Here is an 18,869-nt window from a genome sequence, read left to right as displayed (position 1 = left end):
TTTGAAAATGTGGCCCACTCTAGCTCACAACGTTTTTATAAATCCATACTACTGCACAGCCTTCAATAACGCCTCGATTTGTTCGACAAGTTTATCCATGAATTGATTTACATGTTGCGCTGTAGCTAAACGTGGCGATTGACCACTCCATATATGTGTCCATTCACGTTTACCATTGGAAGCCGCAGTCTTTCTAATTGCATTGGTTAATTGATTTTGAACTGGATACGGTGGTAGAACACCTTCATATCGCGACATTTTTTCCACAAATTCATTATGGATGCCACGCGCAAATTTACCACTAAAGACGTCCGTAACAATAGTGTCCGTTTCCTTACTATGTAGTACCGCTTGTTTCACTAAATCATTCGCACCGCTTTCCACTGTAGTTAAAAACGCTGTCCCCATTTGAACGCCTTGCGCCCCTAGTATTTGACTAGCTAATACGCCACGACCATCCATGATACCGCCTGCAGCAACAACTGGTATCGTGACTTGATCAACAATTTGAGGAATTAAACTCATTGTGCCAATTAGTGGTGTTGCTTGCTGTTTACTTGGTAAAAATGACCCCCTATGGCCACCTGCTTCACTACCTTGCGCAACTACTATATCCATGCCTGCCTGTTCGTTTTCAATTGCTTCATCAACAGATGTTGCCGTACCTATTAAAGTGACTTGAGCATCTTTCAGTTGTTTAATGATATCTTGTGATGGTATACCAAAGGTAAAGCAACACACTGGTATTTTCTTTTTAATTATCATGTGAATTGCCTGCTTAAATTGTTGTGTTTCTGAGATATTAATGACAGGTTCTTCAAGATTTAAAGCCTTACGGTAAGGTTTTAGCCAAGCATTCATACGCTCAACTTGTTCATTGGTATACGTATGATGCCCTGGAACAAATAAGTTTACGCCAAAGGGTTGCCTTGTTAACGATCGAACTTGTTCTATTTCTTGTTCTAACTTTTCAATTGTAAAGTAGCCTGCACCAATACATCCTAATCCACCTTTATTACTAACAGCTGCCACAAGTTCTGGTGTTGTACTACCGGCCATACCTGCTTGAATAATAGGATATTGAATGTTTAAAGCCTCTGTGAATTGATTGTCATACCACATGTTAACGCCACCTTCTCTATAATGAGTAGTTACACATACTATACCTGTATTGTTCAACTTATTCCCTACTCTAATTTTCAATAAACTTGCCCATTACTATATAAAAAAGTGGGAGTGGGACAGAATTCTTTTTAAATTCGTTGTCCCACCCCCGTAAGGGTGACTAGAACTAAGAAAAGCTTGAATTAAGCGTCTTCTCAGTTCAGTCAGCTACTGCGAATTCGCAAAATAGCTTCATTATATTATTTTTTCCCGGACTCACTTATGATTAAGCACAATCAGTAATGCTGAATGATTAACCGATAGAGCCTTCCATTTCGAATTTGATTAAACGGTTCATTTCTACTGCATATTCCATTGGTAATTCTTTTGTGAATGGTTCAATGAAGCCCATAACGATCATTTCTGTAGCTTCTTCTTCAGAAATACCACGGCTCATTAAGTAGAATAATTGCTCTTCTGATACTTTAGAAACTTTCGCTTCGTGTTCTAATGAAATATTGTCATTAAATACTTCATTGTATGGAATTGTATCTGAAGTAGATTCATTATCTAAAATTAACGTGTCACATTCAATGTTAGAACGTGCACCTTTCGCTTTACGTCCGAAGTGAACGATACCACGATAGATTACTTTACCACCATTTTTAGAAATAGATTTAGATACGATTGTTGAAGATGTGTTAGGTGCTTTGTGAATCATTTTAGCACCAGCATCTTGTACTTGACCTTTACCAGCAAAGGCGATAGATAATGTACTACCTTTCGCACCTTCACCTAAAAGAACACAGTTTGGATATTTCATAGTTAACTTAGAACCTAAGTTACCATCTACCCATTCCATGTTACCATTCTCATGCACAAATGTACGTTTAGTAACTAAGTTATAAACGTTGTTTGCCCAGTTTTGAATTGTTGTGTAACGTACGTGTGCATCTTTATGCACGATGATTTCTACTACTGCTGAGTGTAATGAACTTGTAGTATAAACTGGTGCAGTACAACCTTCAACGTAGTTCACTGATGCACCTTCATCAGCAATAATTAATGTACGTTCGAATTGACCCATGTTCTCTGAGTTAATTCGGAAGTATGCTTGTAATGGTGTATCTAATTTAACATTCTTAGGTACATAGATGAATGAACCACCTGACCATACAGCTGAGTTTAATGCTGCGAATTTGTTATCAGCTGCTGGAATAACAGAAGCAAAGTATTCTTTGAATAGTTCTTCGTTTTCACGTAAAGCACTATCTGTATCTTTAAAGATGATACCTTTTTCTTCTAATTCTTTTTCCATGTTGTGATATACAACTTCTGATTCATATTGTGCAGAAACACCTGCTAAATATTTTTGTTCAGCTTCTGGAATACCTAATTTATCAAATGTACGTTTAATTTCTTCAGGTACTTCGTCCCATGAACGTTCTGTATGCTCTGAAGGTTTGACGTAGTATGTGATGTCATCAAAATTTAATTCTGATAAATCACCACCCCATTGAGGCATTGGCATTTTATAGAATAATTTTAAAGCTTTTAATCTGAAGTCAAGCATCCATTCAGGCTCTTCCTTCATTTTTGAAATTTCTCTAACGATATTTTCAGTTAAACCACGTTCTGATCTGAAAATGGAAACATCCTCATCGTGGAAACCATATTTGTAATCTCCAACATCAGGTGCTTTTTTAGCCATTTCAATCACTCCTTAAATATATTTAAAACGACGTGTGCGAGATTTTTAATATTCATTATTGTCTATTGTCATTGTAACAATATGCAACCTTCATAAAAAGTCAAACGTGTAAAAAGTTAAGGTTAAGCTTTAAATAAGATAATAGGTCTTACATAAAACTGGCCGATTACTCTTCAGTCGAACCTTCTGCTTTACCTTCTTTTTCAACTGTTCCTTTTTCAAGTGCTTTCCAGGCTAATGTTGCACACTTGATGCGAGCTGGGAATTGAGATACACCTTGAAGTGCTTCAATGTCTCCCATATCTTCAGTGATTTCATAATCTTCACCAAGCATCATCTTAGTAAATTCTTGACTCATTTGCATCGCTTCACCTAGTGAATGACCTTTCACCGCTTCAGTCATCATAGATGCACTAGACATTGAAATAGAACAACCTTCTCCTTCGAATTTAGCATCGTTAATGATGCCATTTTCAATATCAAACGTTAATCTAATGCGGTCACCACAAGTAGGATTGTTCATGTCTACAGTCATTGAGCCATTATCTAAAACGCCTTTATTTCTAGGATTCTTATAATGATCCATAATTACAGATCGATAAAGTTGATCTAAATTATTAAAATTCATAAGAGAAAAACTCCTTCGTTTGTTTCAATGCTTCAACAAGTTGGTCTACATCTTCTTTAGTATTGTAAACATAGAAGCTTGCACGCGCAGTAGATGATACGTTCAACCATTTCATTAATGGTTGTGCACAATGGTGTCCAGCTCTTACAGCAACACCTTCAGTATCTACTGCAGTAGCAACATCGTGTGGATGAATATCAGCTAAGTTAAATGTGATAACACCCGCACGACGATCTTTAGGCGGACCGTATATTTCAAGTCCTTCAATCGATGACATTTGTTCATAAGCATATTCTGTTAATGCTTTTTCATGTTCATGAATAGCATCGAAGCCTATGTTCTCAATGTAGCGAATTGCTTCTCCTAAGCCAATAGCTTGAGCAATAATTGGTGTGCCTGCTTCAAATTTAGTAGGTAAATCTGCCCACGTAGCGTCATATTTGCTTACAAAGTCAATCATATCCCCACCAAATTCAATTGGTTCCATGTCTTTTAATAAGTCACGTTTACCGTATAATACACCAATACCAGTAGGTCCTAACATTTTATGGCCACTGAAACTGAAGAAATCAGCGTCTAAATCTTGAACGTCTATGTTCATGTGTGGCGCAGATTGTGCACCATCGACACTTATAATCGCACCGTGTTCATGCGCGATTTTAGCGATTTCTTTGACGTCATTAATCGTACCTAGAACATTAGATACATGTGCTATGGCTACGATTTTAGTGTTGTCATTGATTGTTGCCTTAACATCCTCAATATTTAATTCACCCTCTTCTGTCATTGGAATGAATTTTAATGAGGCATTTTTGCGTTTAGCTAATTGTTGCCATGGAACAATATTGGCATGATGTTCCATTTCAGTAACAACAATTTCGTCGCCTTCTTCAATGTTGGCATCTCCATAACTACGCGCAACAATATTAATTGCGGCAGTTGTTCCTCTTGTAAAGATGACTTCTTCAAAGTATTTAGCGTTAATGAAACGTCTTACAGTTTCACGAGCACCTTCGTATCCATCAGTAGCTAGTGAGCCAAGTGTATGCACTCCACGGTGTACATTGGAATTGTATCGTTTATAATAATCATCTAATACGTTTAGTACTTGAACTGGCGTTTGGCTTGTAGCTGTTGAATCAAGGTACGCTAATCTTTTTCCATTAACTTTTTGATCTAATATTGGAAAATCTTTAATAATTTTCTCAACATTTAATGAAGTTTCGGCCACTTTATTTCACGACCTTTCTTATATTAAAAATCTCTTTGGGATTGATAAGTTTATTTATTAACTTTAAGTTCGATAACTTCTCTTAATTGACGTTTAACATCTTCAATTGGTAATTCACGCACTACAGGGTCTAAGAAACCATGAATCACTAATCGTTCTGCTTCTTTTTGAGAAATACCACGACTCATTAAATAGTAAAGTTGTTCAGGGTCAACACGACCTACTGAAGCTGCGTGTCCTGCTTCTACATCATCTTCATCAATTAATAAGATTGGGTTAGCGTCACCTCTAGCATTCTCAGAAAGCATTAAGACACGTGACTCTTGGTTAGCGATAGATTTCGTACCACCATGTTTAATGTAACCTATACCATTAAATACAGATGATGCATTCTCACGCATTACACCATGTTTTAAGATATAACCGTTCGTTTCTTTACCATATTGAACAATTTTAGACGTTAAGTTGATTTTTTGGTCGCCTGTACCAACAACAACGGATTTAAGTTCACTTGTTGAACGATCACCAATTAAATTAGTTGTATTATCAATGATTTGACTACCTTCATTCATCAAACCTAATGCCCAATTAATTGATGCATCTGCAGCAGTTGTACCACGGCGAATGATGTGACCAGTAAAGCCTTTGTCTAAATAGTCAACTGAACCATACGTAATATTAGAGTTTGCACCTGCAATGACTTCAGAAATGATGTTGAGTTGGTTACCTTCGCCACTTGCAGTTGATAAATAGTTCTCAACGTATGTCACTTCAGCACTTTCTTCAGTAACAATAATCACATGATTGAAGAAGCTAGCATTCTCATCATCGTGTAACACAACATATTGGATAGGATCTTTAACAACGACATTCTTAGGTACATAAACAAATACGCCACCATTAATTAAAGCCGTATGCAATGCAGTTAAACGATGTTCATCAACAGTAACTGCATCTGTCATTAAATATTTTTGTACTAAATCTCCGTGATTAACTAATGCTTCAGATAAGCCTTCAATAATCACGCCATTATCTTGTGTTTCTTGTGATACTTGCGTATAAGCTAAAGCATTATTATGTTGTACGACTAAATTTTTAGTGTTTTCAACGTCAATAATGTTTTTAATCGCATCTGGAAGCTCTGATAAATCATTGAACGTTTGTCCTTCGACTTTATGTTGTTTAAATGAATCAAAGTCCCATTTTCTTAATTTCGTTTTATCTGGTTTTGGCATTTCTAAAGTTTCTGTTAATTTCAACGCTTTTTGACGTAACTCAGTCATCCAAGAAGGTTCATTGTGCGCTTTAGAATAATCAACAAGTTGTTCTTCAGAAATGTTTAAAGTTTCGGTTGTCATAACTCTCTTTTCCTCCTACTTGATGAAAAATTTTAGCGACTGTAACACCATCGAAATAATAACTTTGTTTATATATTCGATGTCTCAGTCTCACATATTCAATCGTCATTATTAATGCATCAATTTACATTAATAATCTGCATCTAGTTTCATCATTTAAAAACAAACGACTGCTAGATTATTCTTTAGCACCAAATTCTTCTTTAACCCACTCATAGCCTTCTTCTTCAAGACGTTTAGCTAATTCAGGGCCGCCTGATTTAACTACTTTACCACCGTACATAACATGCACTTTGTCAGGTGTGATGTAGTTTAATAAACGTTGATAGTGTGTAATCATTAATGCACCAAATTCTTCACCGCGCATTTCGTTAATACCTTTAGATACAACTTTCAAGGCGTCGATATCTAAACCTGAATCGATTTCATCAAGAATTGCGAATTTAGGTTCTAACATCATTAATTGTAAGATTTCGTTACGTTTTTTCTCACCGCCAGAGAAGCCTTCATTTAAGTAACGTTGAGCCATATCTTTATCGATATCTAAGAAATCCATTTCTTTATCTAATTTCTTGATAAATTGCATTAAGTTAATTTCTTGTCCTTCTTCACGTTTTGCGTTAATCGCTGAACGCATGAAGTCAGCATTCGTTACACCAGTGATTTCTGATGGATATTGCATTGCTAAAAACAGACCAGCTTTAGCTCTTTCATCAACTTCTAATTCTAAAATGTTAACACCGTCAAGTAACACTTCACCTTGCGTTACTTCGTATGATGGATGTCCCATAATCGCTGATGATAACGTTGATTTACCCGTACCATTTGGTCCCATAATTGCATGTATTTCGCCTGTATTAATAGTTAAATTAACACCTTTTAAAATTTCTTTATCTTCAATAGACACATGTAGGTCTTTAATTTCTAATGTTGATGACATTTATATTCCCTCCGTAAATATAAAGTTTTCTTAACTAGTTTATAATAATTTTAATTTGTAGTCAAAAAGACTTTGTGTACTTTAATACACTTCATTATAACGCAAATAGCCCTTAATATAAACTTATTAAAACTCTAAATTATAGTGATTATTTATCTAAAATAATTTTTATCTAAGACTCAATTTTTTCTTGCAACTGATAATCAAAGGCTTACAGTTCTCAATAGAAATAATTCAGACACAAATCCCATTCATTTAGTGCAATATTTATAAAAATTATAATATTACAATCTTAATATTTTATTATTCTTCAAAAGTCTGTTATGATGCTATTTAACCTATTTCGAAAGGAGACGTTCATGCAAAATTTCAAGTGGATTAATATATTAAAAGGGTTCGGTATGGGAACAACCGATTTAGTTCCTGGAATTAGTGGAGGTACTATCGCGTTATTATTAGGCATATATGACGGTTTTATTTCTTCAATAAGCGGTATATTCTCCAAGCGATTTTGGCCTAGCTTAAAGTTTTTACTTCCTATATTAATTGGTATGGCTTTAGCAATTGGCATACTAAGTAACTTAATCAATTATTTATTAGAACATCATCAAGTAGTTACCATGTTCTTCTTTACAGGATTAATCATTGGTATTATCCCTTACTTATTAAGAACTGCAAAATTTAATAAAACATTTACAACAAAACACTATGGCATTATGTTAGTAGGTATCATTATTTTAGTAGTCATAACATTAATGAATTCTGGTAATCAAAGCGCTGATACGTCACTAGATTTATCATTTGGTCTTATTATTAAATATTTCTTAGCTGGTGCATGTGCTTCAAGTGCAATGTTATTACCTGGTATTTCTGGATCATTCATGCTACTTGTATTTGGTACTTATGGAACAATTATGTTAGCCATTGCTGATTTAGTTAAATTAAACTTCGATGGCCTTCCAATATTAATAGTTGTAGGTTTAGGTGTATTAGCAGGATTTTTATTATCTAGTCGTATTATTAAATACTTCTTGCATCATCACTTCTATACCACATTCGCATTAATAACTGGATTCGTTATTGGTTCCGTTTATGCCGTTTTCCCAGGTCTTCCTCAAACTGGTGTTGAGTGGACACTTTCAATCATCACATTAATCGTCGGTTTTGCCGGCAGTTATTGGCTCGGCCAAATTACAGATGAGAATGTGTAATCAATAGTATGAAAAAATAATCGCCAACGATAGTCATCATCGTTGGCGATTTGTCTAATTATAAAGAAAAAATCCCATTAATAAATTAATGGGATAAACACGACATAAAGTCTTGTTTTAGTAGATTCTGTAATTTTAGGTATAAGTACAAGTTAGCTAAACTTGTTCCTTACATTTATTATATTTCCACCTTAGCATGTTAGTCAACTACTATTTTAATTAATATTAAATATTTCTACATTCTTCCCCAAATAATTGATCTCAATATTATGGATTATTTGAAAAGAATAATGGATCGGCGTAATTATAGAGATAATCACTTTAATCAAATCATTTGAAAGGAATAGCACTTAATAATCGCTATTTAAAATAGTTGTGACTGAAGTACTAGCGTATTAAAACTTCAATCTTGCGGTGTAGCATCAATGTAACGTTCACTTATACTTAAAATCACAGAGCACTAAAACGTATATCGTCATAGCTTACATTGTCGATTTGTTTCACTTATACCTAAAATTACAGAGTACTAAAACCAAACGCACCAGCTGTTACTTTACCTTTATGTTTCACTTATACCTAAAATTACAGAGTACTAAAACTATGGAGGTGGCTCTAGTGGTAAATCACATGCTTCACTTATACCTAAAATCACAGAGTACTAAAACAAAAACGTTGGTAGCGTTTATGCAGTTCAAGTTTCACTTATACCTAAAATTACAGAGTACTAAAACATGGTAAGACAAATCAAAGCTGGAGAAGAAGTTTCACTTATACCTAAAATTACAGAGTACTAAAACAAAGTGATATCAAAAAAAATGAGTTTGCACGTTTCACTTATACCTAAAATTACAGAGTACTAAAACGAGGTATGTTCCAGCTTCTCCACCTTCAATGTTTCACTTATACCTAAAATTACAGAGTACTAAAACAAGTCTAGTACTGGTAACCATTCTGTTTCTGTTTCACTTATACCTAAAATTACAGAGTACTAAAACGACCAATCGCAGTAATTGAATGGGATAACCGTTTCACTTATACCTAAAATTACAGAGTACTAAAACCCACAGGTAGATGATACCTGCAACTAACGGTTTCACTTATACCTAAAATTACAGAGTACTAAAACCTAATTCTTTGTAATATCCTTCAACCTCATGTTTCACTTATACCTAAAATTACAGAGTACTAAAACCGATAGCTTGTTGTCTTTGTTTAAGTAAACGTTTCACTTATACCTAAAATTACAGAGTACTAAAACAAGCGGGTGATTTTACAGACTTTGACCAAATGTTTCACTTATACCTAAAATTACAGAGTACTAAAACCTTTTCTAAATAATTTATGCTTACGTTTCAGTTTCACTTATACCTAAAATTACAGAGTACTAAAACTTTGAAGTAGTTATGCTTTTAGCATTCGCTGTTTCACTTATACCTAAAATTACAGAGTACTAAAACTGCAGAACGTGGCTACTTAGAGCCGGCAATGTTTCACTTATACCTAAAATTACAGAGTACTAAAACGGTCACTTTTTGTGTATAAACGATTGAATTGTTTCACTTATACCTAAAATTACAGAGTACTAAAACCTCTAGCAATATAAAATCGCTAAAAGAATTAGTTTATAAAAAGGTATCTCAGTGAACAAGTTAGCTAAACTCATTCACTAAGATAATAATAGATTATTATGTTAATTATAGCAAAGTAATTAATTCAACGATTGTTGGTTTAAATATTTATTGATGCTTTTAGGCAGTAATTCATTTTTAATTTTCAATTCAAATTTATGATTACAATGTTGCATATATGAAACGCCAACATATATGTCAATAGCACTAAATAACATAATTTGTGCTATTTGATAATTAGATATTATAGGATTTAATTCTAATTTATCTTGATAAGTTAAAATGAATCGATTCAAACTTTCTTCTAGTTCCCTCTTATCAAAATTAAGTGGCGCATTCCACTCTAATTCTTCCAGAAATTCAGATGTGTTTTTTTGCTCACCATCTCTTATATAGTTATTGTATTTCCACTCTTCGGATAGAAAATGTAATGATCCTGTTAATACAATTATGTTTGCATCGAGCGTTAACAATAATTCTTTCAACTTTATTTGTTCTTTAGGACTTAAATTTGCTTCAGGATATAAGTAAATCAATAATAAATGATTATTGTGTAGCTTGTTTAATTCATCAACGATTAAAGGTAGCACTTGCTCTATTCTGTTTACTAATTTTGTATAATCCTTCTTCATTTCATATTCAAAGCTTAATAACTTAATGAAATATTTAATATCTACAGTCTTTATTTGTAAAGGTAATTCATTGTAATTAATCATCTCTAGTAAATCATTCAGAAGTTGATTAATAGAATTTAAATATCCTGAACTTTCAATATGATTAGCAAAATCTCTTTGGAGTTTCTTATTCAAAATAGATGTGGCGCCTAATGAATGCTCAAGTTCTATTTTGTTATTATCAATAATAAAACTCTCATATTCAAGATTAGAAATTAGTTCATGACTAGTACATTCTATAATAGAAACTTCATTCTTATTTGAGTTTCTTTTTTTAAAATATTGATCCATAAGTTCAAGTATGTCCTCTTCAATGGTTTCAAATTCATTATAGATAGCAGTGTATTGGCCAATATTCAGATTCATTGTAGGTACTGCTTCAGATTTTATTTGCCATATGATATGTTCCATATTTTCTCTTATCAAAAAATAATAGTTCTATTATCACCTAATAGTTCTATATTATGATTTTCTTCTCCTAAAAGTATTTGCATATGTTGATATTGCTTTTCAGTTATCATGAGTGCCCTGACATGACCTTCTTGAGGTAGAAAAGTATTTACTTTTTTTATAGTTTGGTTTGCCGCATCTTTATTTATGACACTCTTGATATAAATTGAGTATTGCATCATTAAAAATCCATCCTCAATGAGTTGCTTTCTAAATTTACTATAAATTCTTCTTTGTTTCTTAGTTTCAACTGGTAGATCAAACATTAATAGTACTCTCATAAATCTATAACTCATAAAATGAATATTTACTCAAACTAGGAAACTTTAATGATTTAATATCACCGTCTTTAAAATACTCAATTATAGATTGCACCATAATATCAATAGCTCGAATAACCGTTTGCATTTTTCCATCAATTTCAACACGAGCATGTAATAGATTGATTATTTTTAATCTATACGTTTTTGTTAAATAGTCTTCAGGAGGATGTTTCAATAAGAACAAATCAACTAGCGCCCTAAATGGTTCAATTAAATCTGATGCTAAGTTAAAATGATTTCTCCCTCCAATATGGTGGATGCCAATTGCTGGTATTAAACCTTTTGCGACTATCGTTCTAGCTATTGCAGCATTCAAAATAGTGTACCCATAATTTAAAACCGCATTCTCTATAAGCGCATCATTATCTCTCGTAAAATCTTTAAAGAAACTATTAAAATAGTATTTTGCAGCTTGACCCTCAATATTATTCCGATCATATATCAATACTGACTGCTTTAACTCTGTCATTTTTTGAATTCGCACAGTATCAATGTGCATGTACTTCATACATTCAATTTGATTTTGAATTTTTTGCTTTACAATTGATTGCCACAATTCACTTTTACGAGCTACATCCCATTTTAATTGTGCTTTCATTTGCGCATATTGATTAAAATGACCTGATATTGGTTGTAAAGTGCATTCTGGCAAATGCTTTTGATTGCAAAAGATAACTAAAATATTATAATCCGAGAGTTCTACTAATAATCTGGATGTTAATGTAACAGTTAAATCTTCAATAACTAACGCAAAAATATCAGCTAAAGGAATCTTAGTTTCTAGATCGCCTTTTTTGATTTTTAAGCTATTTAAATTAAGTGACATGTGATTAACTTCTGTTATATACACAATTCTCCAACTCATAGCTTAGATTCCCTTTTTAAATATTAATTGTGGCTTTTCGGCGCAAGATTGATAATATCTATTTCCTAGAACGTCAGTAGATAATTTTCTAATACTTTCAACTTTTCTTCCAATTGTTTTAAAAATTCTTGGTGTTGATTTAATATTATTCATTTCACAGAATTCCGTATATTTAATGTCAGTAAAATTAAGTTCTATTCTATTACTCTTATCATTATTAACCCCAACAACTGTATATACTTTACCGTCTAGTTCAATCAAATCATTATAATAAAAACTTCCAATAAATTTAGCTTTAGCATTGATACCTTTATTTAACTTTAATTTCTCGTATTTGGCTTCAGGAATATAATAATAATTATCTTTTTTAAGTACATCCAAATATGTAATGCTAACGAATTTATAACCTTTATCAGTCAGATACACATCAAAACGATACGACTTAAATGATAATTTCACAAGTTTGTTTCTCGAATTGCTGTATTGATTTGTAACATCTAAATGATTTCCAACCTTTTTACCAAACATCTTAATCGATTTAACAATTGGTCCATTATTTTTCTTACTGTATTTAGTTAAATAGTCTCCTGTTTCTTCGTGATATTTAGCCAATGGATTTTTCTCATTAGCGTATTGCTTCATGATCACTTCTAGTTTTTCAAACGTTTTTGGATCATTTTGATACATTAAGAATTTTTCAGGATTCTTATTAAAATGTTTTTTTAAATCTGTATTATCTTTACTATAAATATTCTTAATCGGCGAGATGATATATAAGTCATCATCTTTTACTCTTGTTGAATAAAGCGTGTCATTGATTAATTGTCTATTTGGTTTCTTATCCACTCTATGCGAATATTTAAAATCTCTAAATTCTTTAATTTCTTTTACTTGCTGTGGAATGACAAATAAATCTTGGTATTCTTTATCACTATCAACTTCAATTTTAGTTTCTATCTCTTTACGTTCTGGTTGTTCTAAAACCTTATTTGCTGCTTTTAACTTTTTATTTTCTTTAAATAAGAAATCAGCGTTAGCGATAATTAGCGCATCTTCAGCATGATGCTTATAACCATGGTTACGTTCTTTTTTGAATTCCCATACTTTTCTTAAATGATTTGTAAAGCTACCATTGATTGTTTTAACTTTAACATCCAAATCATTAGCGCTGAAATACGCTTTTAAATAATTGGTTAATTCTCTTGTAGCGTATCGCGTATCAACTAAGTTTCGATTAATAAATTCTTTTTGTACCTCAAATTTATTTATATCTCGTTCTTCTAGTAAGTAATCTTTTTTCTTCTTCGAAATTCTATCTTTTGATTTACTAAGATTTAACACATGTTGTTTAAACTGATTATAAGACAGTTTTGCTTCCCCTGAATTCAGGTATTGGTATGGTGTACGGTTACCTTTTTTACTATTTTCTGTTTGCTTAACGAGAACTTTATTTTGATATGAATTATCAAATGATACAGATCTAGGAATAATATGGTCAACTTCATAATGATTAGGATTATTTAATAAGTCTTCCAATGGTATACTCTCAAGAGAATACAGACATTTGCCCTCTTGTTCGTCATGAAGTCTAATCTTTTCAACTAATCGCTTCGCATTTTGATTACCTGTTTTTCCGATAATCTCGTTTATTCTCTGTCTTGTTTTTTCATTTTTCTTTTGTAATTCATTAATAAACTTTTGTTTATCTTTAGTATTATTCTCTCTAGCCAACTCAATAATAATATCTTTAGGAGCACCATATTTTTCTATTACTTTATTGATAACATTGATTGCTTGACCAAACGTTCTTTTAACTACTGGAGATAGTATAAACTCATCAATCATATCTTTAGGTATTTTATTTGCTTTCTTTAAGTTAATTTTTCGAGGTTTAATATTTAAATATGCAAAGATTTCCATTTGATTTCTAGAAGTATGCCATAATTCCTCTAATACTAAGTTTATACATTTTAAAGAAAGTCGGTGTGTACCGTTATAACCAGCTAAGTTAGAAATACTTTCTTTATCTATTTCATTAATTGGTTCAGCTAATTGCTCTAATTCTTTTTTAATGCTCTCTTTATCTTGGTAGATAGTTATAATTTCAGCAATTTGATCTAATAATTGAATATTTTCCAATATACTTTGGTCTTTTAGAGATTTTTTTAAATCGTGATACAGTCTAAATTCAGTAAAGTTTTCTTTACCGGATTTAGTTATTCTATAACCTTTTATATCTTCTGGTTTTACACCTATTTCATTAGCAATTTGTTTTAAAGTAGGTTTTTTCTTTTGTTTAAACACATTTTCAATGATGTGGTATTTTTCATGATATTCTAACTTATTTAGCCCATCTCTTTGAATTACTAAGTTATTTAAATCATTTAATGCATTAAATAAATCCGCAGAGTATGCATACTTAACGCTTCTTAATTCTTCAGGAAAATATGTACAACGGCCCATCAAATGTTCATACCATTTCTTTAAATCAGCACCCCATCCGTAAGGACTACCTTCACCTGGACCTTCATAATATTCTCTTCTTGTCTCCACTAATTCAACATACTTATCAATAAAACTATTATCCAAATGATACGTTTCTTTTTGTGTTTCTAAAATTTGTCTTATTTCTTTAACAATATCTGCCGTCTTAAATCTATTTTTCTCGCCTCTAACTTTACCTTCATTGTATCTTTCAAGTAAAAGTTCACATACGAATTTATCTTTCAATAAATGATTATTTTTTGATAACTGTTCTTTTGTAGAAAGTTCGTTTGATGCATCCTCTTCTTGATCTATAACATCTATATTATGTATACCGCGTCTTTTAGCTAAATGTAATAATGCGATTGCTAATTCATCTCTCGTTAATTTTTCTCGTAACCCTCTCACTCTTATTTCATAAGGGTTTGTTGATTGAGGGATGACATCAATAGAATCGAGTAACTTATAATCTTTTAATAATTGTTTAACCCGCTCTAATCTATGGATTCTTCGTCTTTTTAACCTTCTAGCGCCTCTTTTACTTCTACGTCCTTCATTATTTTCTACATTAGCTTCAGGAAATAACCTCACTCCGGCATCAATAATTGATTTGTCATTGTAATTTATAATGCCATATCCAACTGAAGTTATACCTATGTCTAATCCTAAAATATAATCTGTTTTCACTTTAAATCACCCACCCCTATTTTATAATTTGATTATAATTTAAAACAAAATGCGTTGTAATACTTTTTAACTAGATTTTTAAATATTTTTTTATTTTCTTAAAGTTTTATTACAAAATAATAGTGTCCCTATTCATAAAGTTTCCTATACTAATGACAAAGACAAGTAATGTATTAAATCACAAATGATTCTATAAACTTTCCCTTAAGCATACGTCGCAACACAAGTTGCTTGGATATGAAAAAAAGCGCAAGTGCTTAGCACTTGCGCTTCGTCTTATAAACAAATTATTTATTATCGTTGTTACCTTTTACTTTATCGATAACATCGTTTGCTTTTTCTTTAACGTTTTCAACAACTTCTTTAGCTTTACCAGAAGCTTTGTCGCTTTGACCTTCTTTTTCTAAATCTTTATTGTCAGTAGCATTACCAACAGTTTCTTTTAAATTACCTTTTGCTTGTTCAAATTTATCTTCAGCCATTTGAGATTCCTCCTTGATAGTCTGTATATCTTGTATAGTAATAAATACCACACTATAACATGTTTAAACATTATATTCGTAAAAATTTAATTTTTTCATTCTACAATGAGTTCAATTATAATGATAATGAAATAAATCAATTTAAGGAGTGGTTATAATGAAATTCATTAATTTTACCGCAATGACTAAAAGTGGCCTCACTAAAAAGGTAAATCGTTTCTTAGAAGAAAATCCATACATCGAAGTTATAAAATTTGACTATACAATGGGATCTGGCGGACAAGGTGTCGGCATACTGTATAAAGATAGAAAATCTTTCTAAATTAAAGGAGTGGACAGAATTCTTTTAAAATTCGTCGTCCACTCCTAGCTTGCTTTACTTGAAGCATTTCTTAATGAAATTCTCTTTGGTAGGGCTCCGCATCCTCAAGGTTGACTAGAACTGAAAAAGTTTAATTTAAGCGCTTTTTCAGTTCAGTCAGCTACTATGAATTTGCAAAATAGCATCATTATATTATTGATGTCCTAGCCTCTATGCTTACTTCGCTGGTACAACTGCACCTTTGTATTTATCTTTAATGAAGTCTTGAATCTCTTTAGATTGTAATACTTCCATTAAAGCTTTGATTTTTTCATCATCCTTATGTCCTTTTTGAACTGCAATTAAGTTTGCGTATGGGTTGTTGTTTGCTTTTTCAACAGCAATTGAATCTTTTTGTGGACTTAATCCTTGATCAATTGCATAGTTAGAGTTGATGATTGCAGCATCTACATCTTCGTTTTGATAGATTTTTGGAAGATATTCTGCTGATTGTTTACTGTTAAATTTAATGTCTTTTTTATTTTCAGTGATATCTTCGAATTTAGCATCTTCGATTTTTACACCTTTTTTGATTTTAATTAATCCTTCATCAACAAAGAATTTTAAGAAACGACCTTGCTCTGCTGGGTTATTTGAAACATATACTGTTGCACCTTTAGGAAGGTCTTTTAAACTTTTATATTTTTTAGAGTAAACAGCCATTGGTTCTAAGTGAACTTTACCTGCATCTTCAATTTTGTATCCTTTTTCTTTACTTTCAGTTTTTAAGTAAGGTACGTGTTGGAAATAGTTCGCGTCTAGTTCACCTTTATCTAACAATTTGTTTGGTGTTGTGTAATCGTTAATTGTTTTAATTTCTAGATCATAGCCCTTCTCTTTAAGTAAAGGTTTCGCTTTTTCTAGAATTTCAGCGTGTGGTGCTGGAGATGCACCTACAACGATTTTCTTATCTTTGTCACCACTACCATTGCCACAAGCTGCTAAAACGACAGTTAATGTTAGTACTAAAATTAAGCTTAAAAGTTTTTTCATTAAATCATTCCTCTTTTCTTTTAGCGTTTGTCAATTTTATTTGTAATCCAATCCCCAATAAATTGGATTATAAATACGATAATTAAAATAAATACAGTTGAAACTAAAATGACATCATTTTGGTTACGCGTAAATCCTGTTAAGTAAGCTAAGTTACCTAAACCACCTGCACCAATAACACCTGCAATTGCAGTAGATCCAACTAATGCGATTGCTGTTACGGTAATACCTGAAACGAGTGCTGGCATTGCTTCTGGTAATAGTACTTTACGAACAACCGTCCAAGTACTTGCTCCCATTGACCAAGCCGCTTCTATAACACCTTTATCTATCTCTTTAAAAGCAATTTCAACTAATCTTGCATAGAATGGCGCTGCGCCGATGACTAATGCTGGTAAAGCACCCGTTGGACCACTGATTGTTCCGAGTAAGACACTTGTAAATGGAATTAATAACAAGATTAAGATGATAAATGGAATTGCTCGGAACAGGTTAACTATAAATGAAACGATACTATAAAAGACTCTAGCACCTTTCGAATTACTCTTGGCTGATAGAAATAAAAGTACACCTAAAATCAAACCAAAAATAAATGCGAAAATCGTCGACACAATAGTCATATAAAGCGTTTCATAAATGGCTTGCCATACTTCTGGCCACTGGACGTTAGGCATTGTAATCATCTCTTTAAAAATATCACCGTATGATTTATCCATGCTTAACCACCTCCACATTTACATGTTGCTGATGTAAATCTTCTTTAAATGTCTCAAATTCTGTTTCAGCAATATGTGGTATGTGAACCACTAAGAAGCCTACTGCACCGCCACGTGTGTTTTTAATATTTGCCTCAAGAATATTGATATCAATGTTATGTGTTTTACTTATGTACGAAACAACGGGTTCTGTCGTATTATCACCATTGAAATTAAGTCTAACGATATAAGCATCTGAATCTAACGGTTCAAGATGTTGGATAGATTCTTCAAAATCATCATCTAAATCATCTTTCACGAAGCGTTTAGTCACTTCGTGTTGTGGATTTTCAAATACTTGCGTTACTTTACCTTGCTCTATCACACGTCCGCTTTCCATAACTGCTACTTCATCACAAACACGTCTGATAACGTGCATTTCATGTGTGATGATCACAATTGTAAGATTTTCGCGCGCTTTAATCTTTAACAGTAAGTCTAATATTTCATCTGTTGTTTGTGGGTCTAATGCACTAGTAGCTTCGTCACATAATAGAACATCTGGTGCGTTTGCCAAAGCTCGTGCGATGCCGACTCTTTGTTTCTGACCACCTGATAATTCAGAAGGATAAGCATTTTCTCGTCCCTTCAAACCAACAAGATCAATTAATTCTCGTGCTCTTTCAATTGCTTTACCTTTAGAGTATCCTGCAATTTCTAACGGGAACATAATATTGCGAAGTACCGTTCTTGACCATAATAAGTTAAAGTGTTGGAATACCATACTTACTTTTTGACGTTTTTTTCTTAATTCTGCTTTTGAAAGTTTGTTAATATTATCGCCATCTATAATAATATCGCCAGATGTAGGCGCTTCTAGATTATTGAACATTCTAATTAACGTACTTTTACCAGCACCAGAGAATCCGATAACTCCAAAAATAGAGCCCGTTTCTATATTTAAGTTAACGTGATCAACTGCTAGTACATCCTTATCTTTTGTGTGATAGCGTTTAACAACTTGATTTAACTCAATCACGTTTA

16 protein-coding genes and 1 CRISPR repeat array are annotated in these 18,869 nt (G+C 32.4%); of the genes, 2 read left to right on the top strand and 14 right to left on the bottom strand.

The window, feature by feature from the left end; genetic code table 11:
• Positions 1-48 precede the first annotated feature (48 nt).
• The 6 genes from KA878_RS02610 to sufC all read right to left on the bottom strand — a co-directional run bounded on the left by KA878_RS02610 (position 49) and on the right by sufC (position 6,972).
• A complete protein-coding gene (locus KA878_RS02610) occupies positions 49-1,122 on the bottom strand; it encodes an NAD(P)H-dependent flavin oxidoreductase (RefSeq protein ID WP_193839911.1) in 1,074 nt (357 codons plus the stop codon).
• Positions 1,123-1,417: 295 nt separating this feature from the next.
• The gene (gene sufB / locus KA878_RS02605; protein WP_053029835.1) at positions 1,418-2,815 is read right to left on the bottom strand and encodes a Fe-S cluster assembly protein SufB; all 1,398 of its coding nucleotides are present in this window, start codon (positions 2,813-2,815) and stop codon (positions 1,418-1,420) included.
• Between the two features lie 166 nt (positions 2,816-2,981).
• On the bottom strand, positions 2,982-3,443 hold the full coding sequence (gene sufU / locus KA878_RS02600; protein WP_053029837.1) for a Fe-S cluster assembly sulfur transfer protein SufU: 462 nt from the start codon (positions 3,441-3,443) through the stop codon (positions 2,982-2,984).
• The gene (locus KA878_RS02595) at positions 3,433-4,674 is read right to left on the bottom strand and encodes a cysteine desulfurase (protein WP_193839592.1); all 1,242 of its coding nucleotides are present in this window, start codon (positions 4,672-4,674) and stop codon (positions 3,433-3,435) included. The genes sufU and KA878_RS02595 overlap by 11 nt, the downstream gene beginning before the upstream one ends.
• A 50-nt stretch (positions 4,675-4,724) precedes the next feature.
• On the bottom strand, positions 4,725-6,032 hold the full coding sequence (gene sufD, locus KA878_RS02590; protein ID WP_070855137.1) for a Fe-S cluster assembly protein SufD: 1,308 nt from the start codon (positions 6,030-6,032) through the stop codon (positions 4,725-4,727).
• 178 nt (positions 6,033-6,210) lie between these two features.
• On the bottom strand, positions 6,211-6,972 hold the full coding sequence (sufC, locus tag KA878_RS02585) for a Fe-S cluster assembly ATPase SufC (protein WP_011276304.1): 762 nt from the start codon (positions 6,970-6,972) through the stop codon (positions 6,211-6,213).
• Between the two features lie 359 nt (positions 6,973-7,331).
• Between sufC and popT the strand changes: the two genes are divergently transcribed.
• Complete coding sequence (gene popT, locus KA878_RS02580) at positions 7,332-8,183, top strand: polyprenyl-phosphate transporter PopT (protein WP_053029843.1); 852 nt, start codon at positions 7,332-7,334, stop codon at positions 8,181-8,183.
• Between the two features lie 431 nt (positions 8,184-8,614).
• Positions 8,615-9,772: a CRISPR direct-repeat array (repeat unit 36 nt; unit sequence GTTTCACTTATACCTAAAATTACAGAGTACTAAAAC).
• A gap of 119 nt (positions 9,773-9,891) precedes the next feature.
• Here popT and KA878_RS02575 read toward each other — a convergent pair.
• From KA878_RS02575 to KA878_RS02555, 5 genes are all read right to left on the bottom strand, one after another.
• Positions 9,892-10,896 (bottom strand): hypothetical protein, encoded by a 1,005-nt coding sequence (locus KA878_RS02575; RefSeq protein ID WP_193839593.1) that lies wholly within the window; start codon positions 10,894-10,896, stop codon positions 9,892-9,894.
• 11 nt (positions 10,897-10,907) lie between these two features.
• Complete coding sequence (cas2, locus tag KA878_RS02570; protein WP_193839594.1) at positions 10,908-11,216, bottom strand: CRISPR-associated endonuclease Cas2; 309 nt, start codon at positions 11,214-11,216, stop codon at positions 10,908-10,910.
• Positions 11,217-11,220: 4 nt separating this feature from the next.
• Entirely contained in the window at positions 11,221-12,123 is a 903-nt protein-coding gene (gene cas1, locus KA878_RS02565; RefSeq protein ID WP_193839595.1) for a type II CRISPR-associated endonuclease Cas1, read from the bottom strand.
• A gap of 3 nt (positions 12,124-12,126) precedes the next feature.
• On the bottom strand, positions 12,127-15,294 hold the full coding sequence (cas9, locus tag KA878_RS02560) for a type II CRISPR RNA-guided endonuclease Cas9 (RefSeq protein WP_193839596.1): 3,168 nt from the start codon (positions 15,292-15,294) through the stop codon (positions 12,127-12,129).
• 287 nt (positions 15,295-15,581) lie between these two features.
• Positions 15,582-15,776: a CsbD family protein gene (locus KA878_RS02555; protein WP_053029845.1), complete on the bottom strand. Its 195-nt coding sequence runs from the start codon at positions 15,774-15,776 to the stop codon at positions 15,582-15,584.
• A 157-nt stretch (positions 15,777-15,933) separates the two neighbouring features.
• Here KA878_RS02555 and KA878_RS02550 point away from each other — a divergent pair, with 157 nt between their 5' ends.
• A complete protein-coding gene (locus tag KA878_RS02550) occupies positions 15,934-16,098 on the top strand; it encodes a hypothetical protein (RefSeq protein WP_193839597.1) in 165 nt (54 codons plus the stop codon).
• 216 nt (positions 16,099-16,314) lie between these two features.
• Here KA878_RS02550 and KA878_RS02545 read toward each other — a convergent pair whose 3' ends face one another.
• The 3 genes from KA878_RS02545 to KA878_RS02535 are packed head-to-tail and all read right to left on the bottom strand — an operon-like array spanning position 16,315 to position 18,864.
• Positions 16,315-17,130 (bottom strand): MetQ/NlpA family ABC transporter substrate-binding protein, encoded by an 816-nt coding sequence (locus tag KA878_RS02545; RefSeq protein ID WP_053029847.1) that lies wholly within the window; start codon positions 17,128-17,130, stop codon positions 16,315-16,317.
• A 20-nt stretch (positions 17,131-17,150) separates the two neighbouring features.
• The gene (locus KA878_RS02540; RefSeq protein ID WP_075109416.1) at positions 17,151-17,846 is read right to left on the bottom strand and encodes a methionine ABC transporter permease; all 696 of its coding nucleotides are present in this window, start codon (positions 17,844-17,846) and stop codon (positions 17,151-17,153) included.
• Positions 17,839-18,864, bottom strand: a complete 1,026-nt coding sequence (locus KA878_RS02535; RefSeq protein WP_193839598.1) for a methionine ABC transporter ATP-binding protein — start codon at positions 18,862-18,864, stop codon at positions 17,839-17,841. The genes KA878_RS02540 and KA878_RS02535 overlap by 8 nt, the downstream gene beginning before the upstream one ends.
• Between the last annotated feature and the right edge of the window lie 5 nt (positions 18,865-18,869).

Origin of the sequence: Staphylococcus sp. GDY8P57P (assembly GCF_017892585.1) — a bacterium.
GTDB lineage: Bacteria > Bacillota > Bacilli > Staphylococcales > Staphylococcaceae > Staphylococcus > Staphylococcus borealis.
Note: the sequence above shows the minus strand (reverse complement) of the source record. Positions and strands in the feature narration are given on the sequence as shown.

What these genes read in the sequence shown, in the direction of transcription:
- KA878_RS02610 (WP_193839911.1), bottom strand. Translation starts at nt 1,122, where the DNA reads ATGTGGTATGACAATCAATTCACAGAGGCTTTAAACATTCAATATCCT.
- sufB (WP_053029835.1), bottom strand. Translation starts at nt 2,815, where the DNA reads ATGGCTAAAAAAGCACCTGATGTTGGAGATTACAAATATGGTTTCCAC.
- sufU (WP_053029837.1), bottom strand. Translation starts at nt 3,443, where the DNA reads ATGAATTTTAATAATTTAGATCAACTTTATCGATCTGTAATTATGGAT.
- sufD (WP_070855137.1), bottom strand. Translation starts at nt 6,032, where the DNA reads ATGACAACCGAAACTTTAAACATTTCTGAAGAACAACTTGTTGATTAT.
- sufC (WP_011276304.1), bottom strand. Translation starts at nt 6,972, where the DNA reads ATGTCATCAACATTAGAAATTAAAGACCTACATGTGTCTATTGAAGAT.
- popT (WP_053029843.1), top strand. Translation starts at nt 7,332, where the DNA reads ATGCAAAATTTCAAGTGGATTAATATATTAAAAGGGTTCGGTATGGGA.
- KA878_RS02575 (WP_193839593.1), bottom strand. Translation starts at nt 10,896, where the DNA reads ATGGAACATATCATATGGCAAATAAAATCTGAAGCAGTACCTACAATG.
- cas2 (WP_193839594.1), bottom strand. Translation starts at nt 11,216, where the DNA reads ATGAGAGTACTATTAATGTTTGATCTACCAGTTGAAACTAAGAAACAA.
- cas1 (WP_193839595.1), bottom strand. Translation starts at nt 12,123, where the DNA reads ATGAGTTGGAGAATTGTGTATATAACAGAAGTTAATCACATGTCACTT.
- KA878_RS02555 (WP_053029845.1), bottom strand. Translation starts at nt 15,776, where the DNA reads ATGGCTGAAGATAAATTTGAACAAGCAAAAGGTAATTTAAAAGAAACT.
- KA878_RS02550 (WP_193839597.1), top strand. Translation starts at nt 15,934, where the DNA reads ATGAAATTCATTAATTTTACCGCAATGACTAAAAGTGGCCTCACTAAA.
- KA878_RS02545 (WP_053029847.1), bottom strand. Translation starts at nt 17,130, where the DNA reads ATGAAAAAACTTTTAAGCTTAATTTTAGTACTAACATTAACTGTCGTT.
- KA878_RS02540 (WP_075109416.1), bottom strand. Translation starts at nt 17,846, where the DNA reads ATGGATAAATCATACGGTGATATTTTTAAAGAGATGATTACAATGCCT.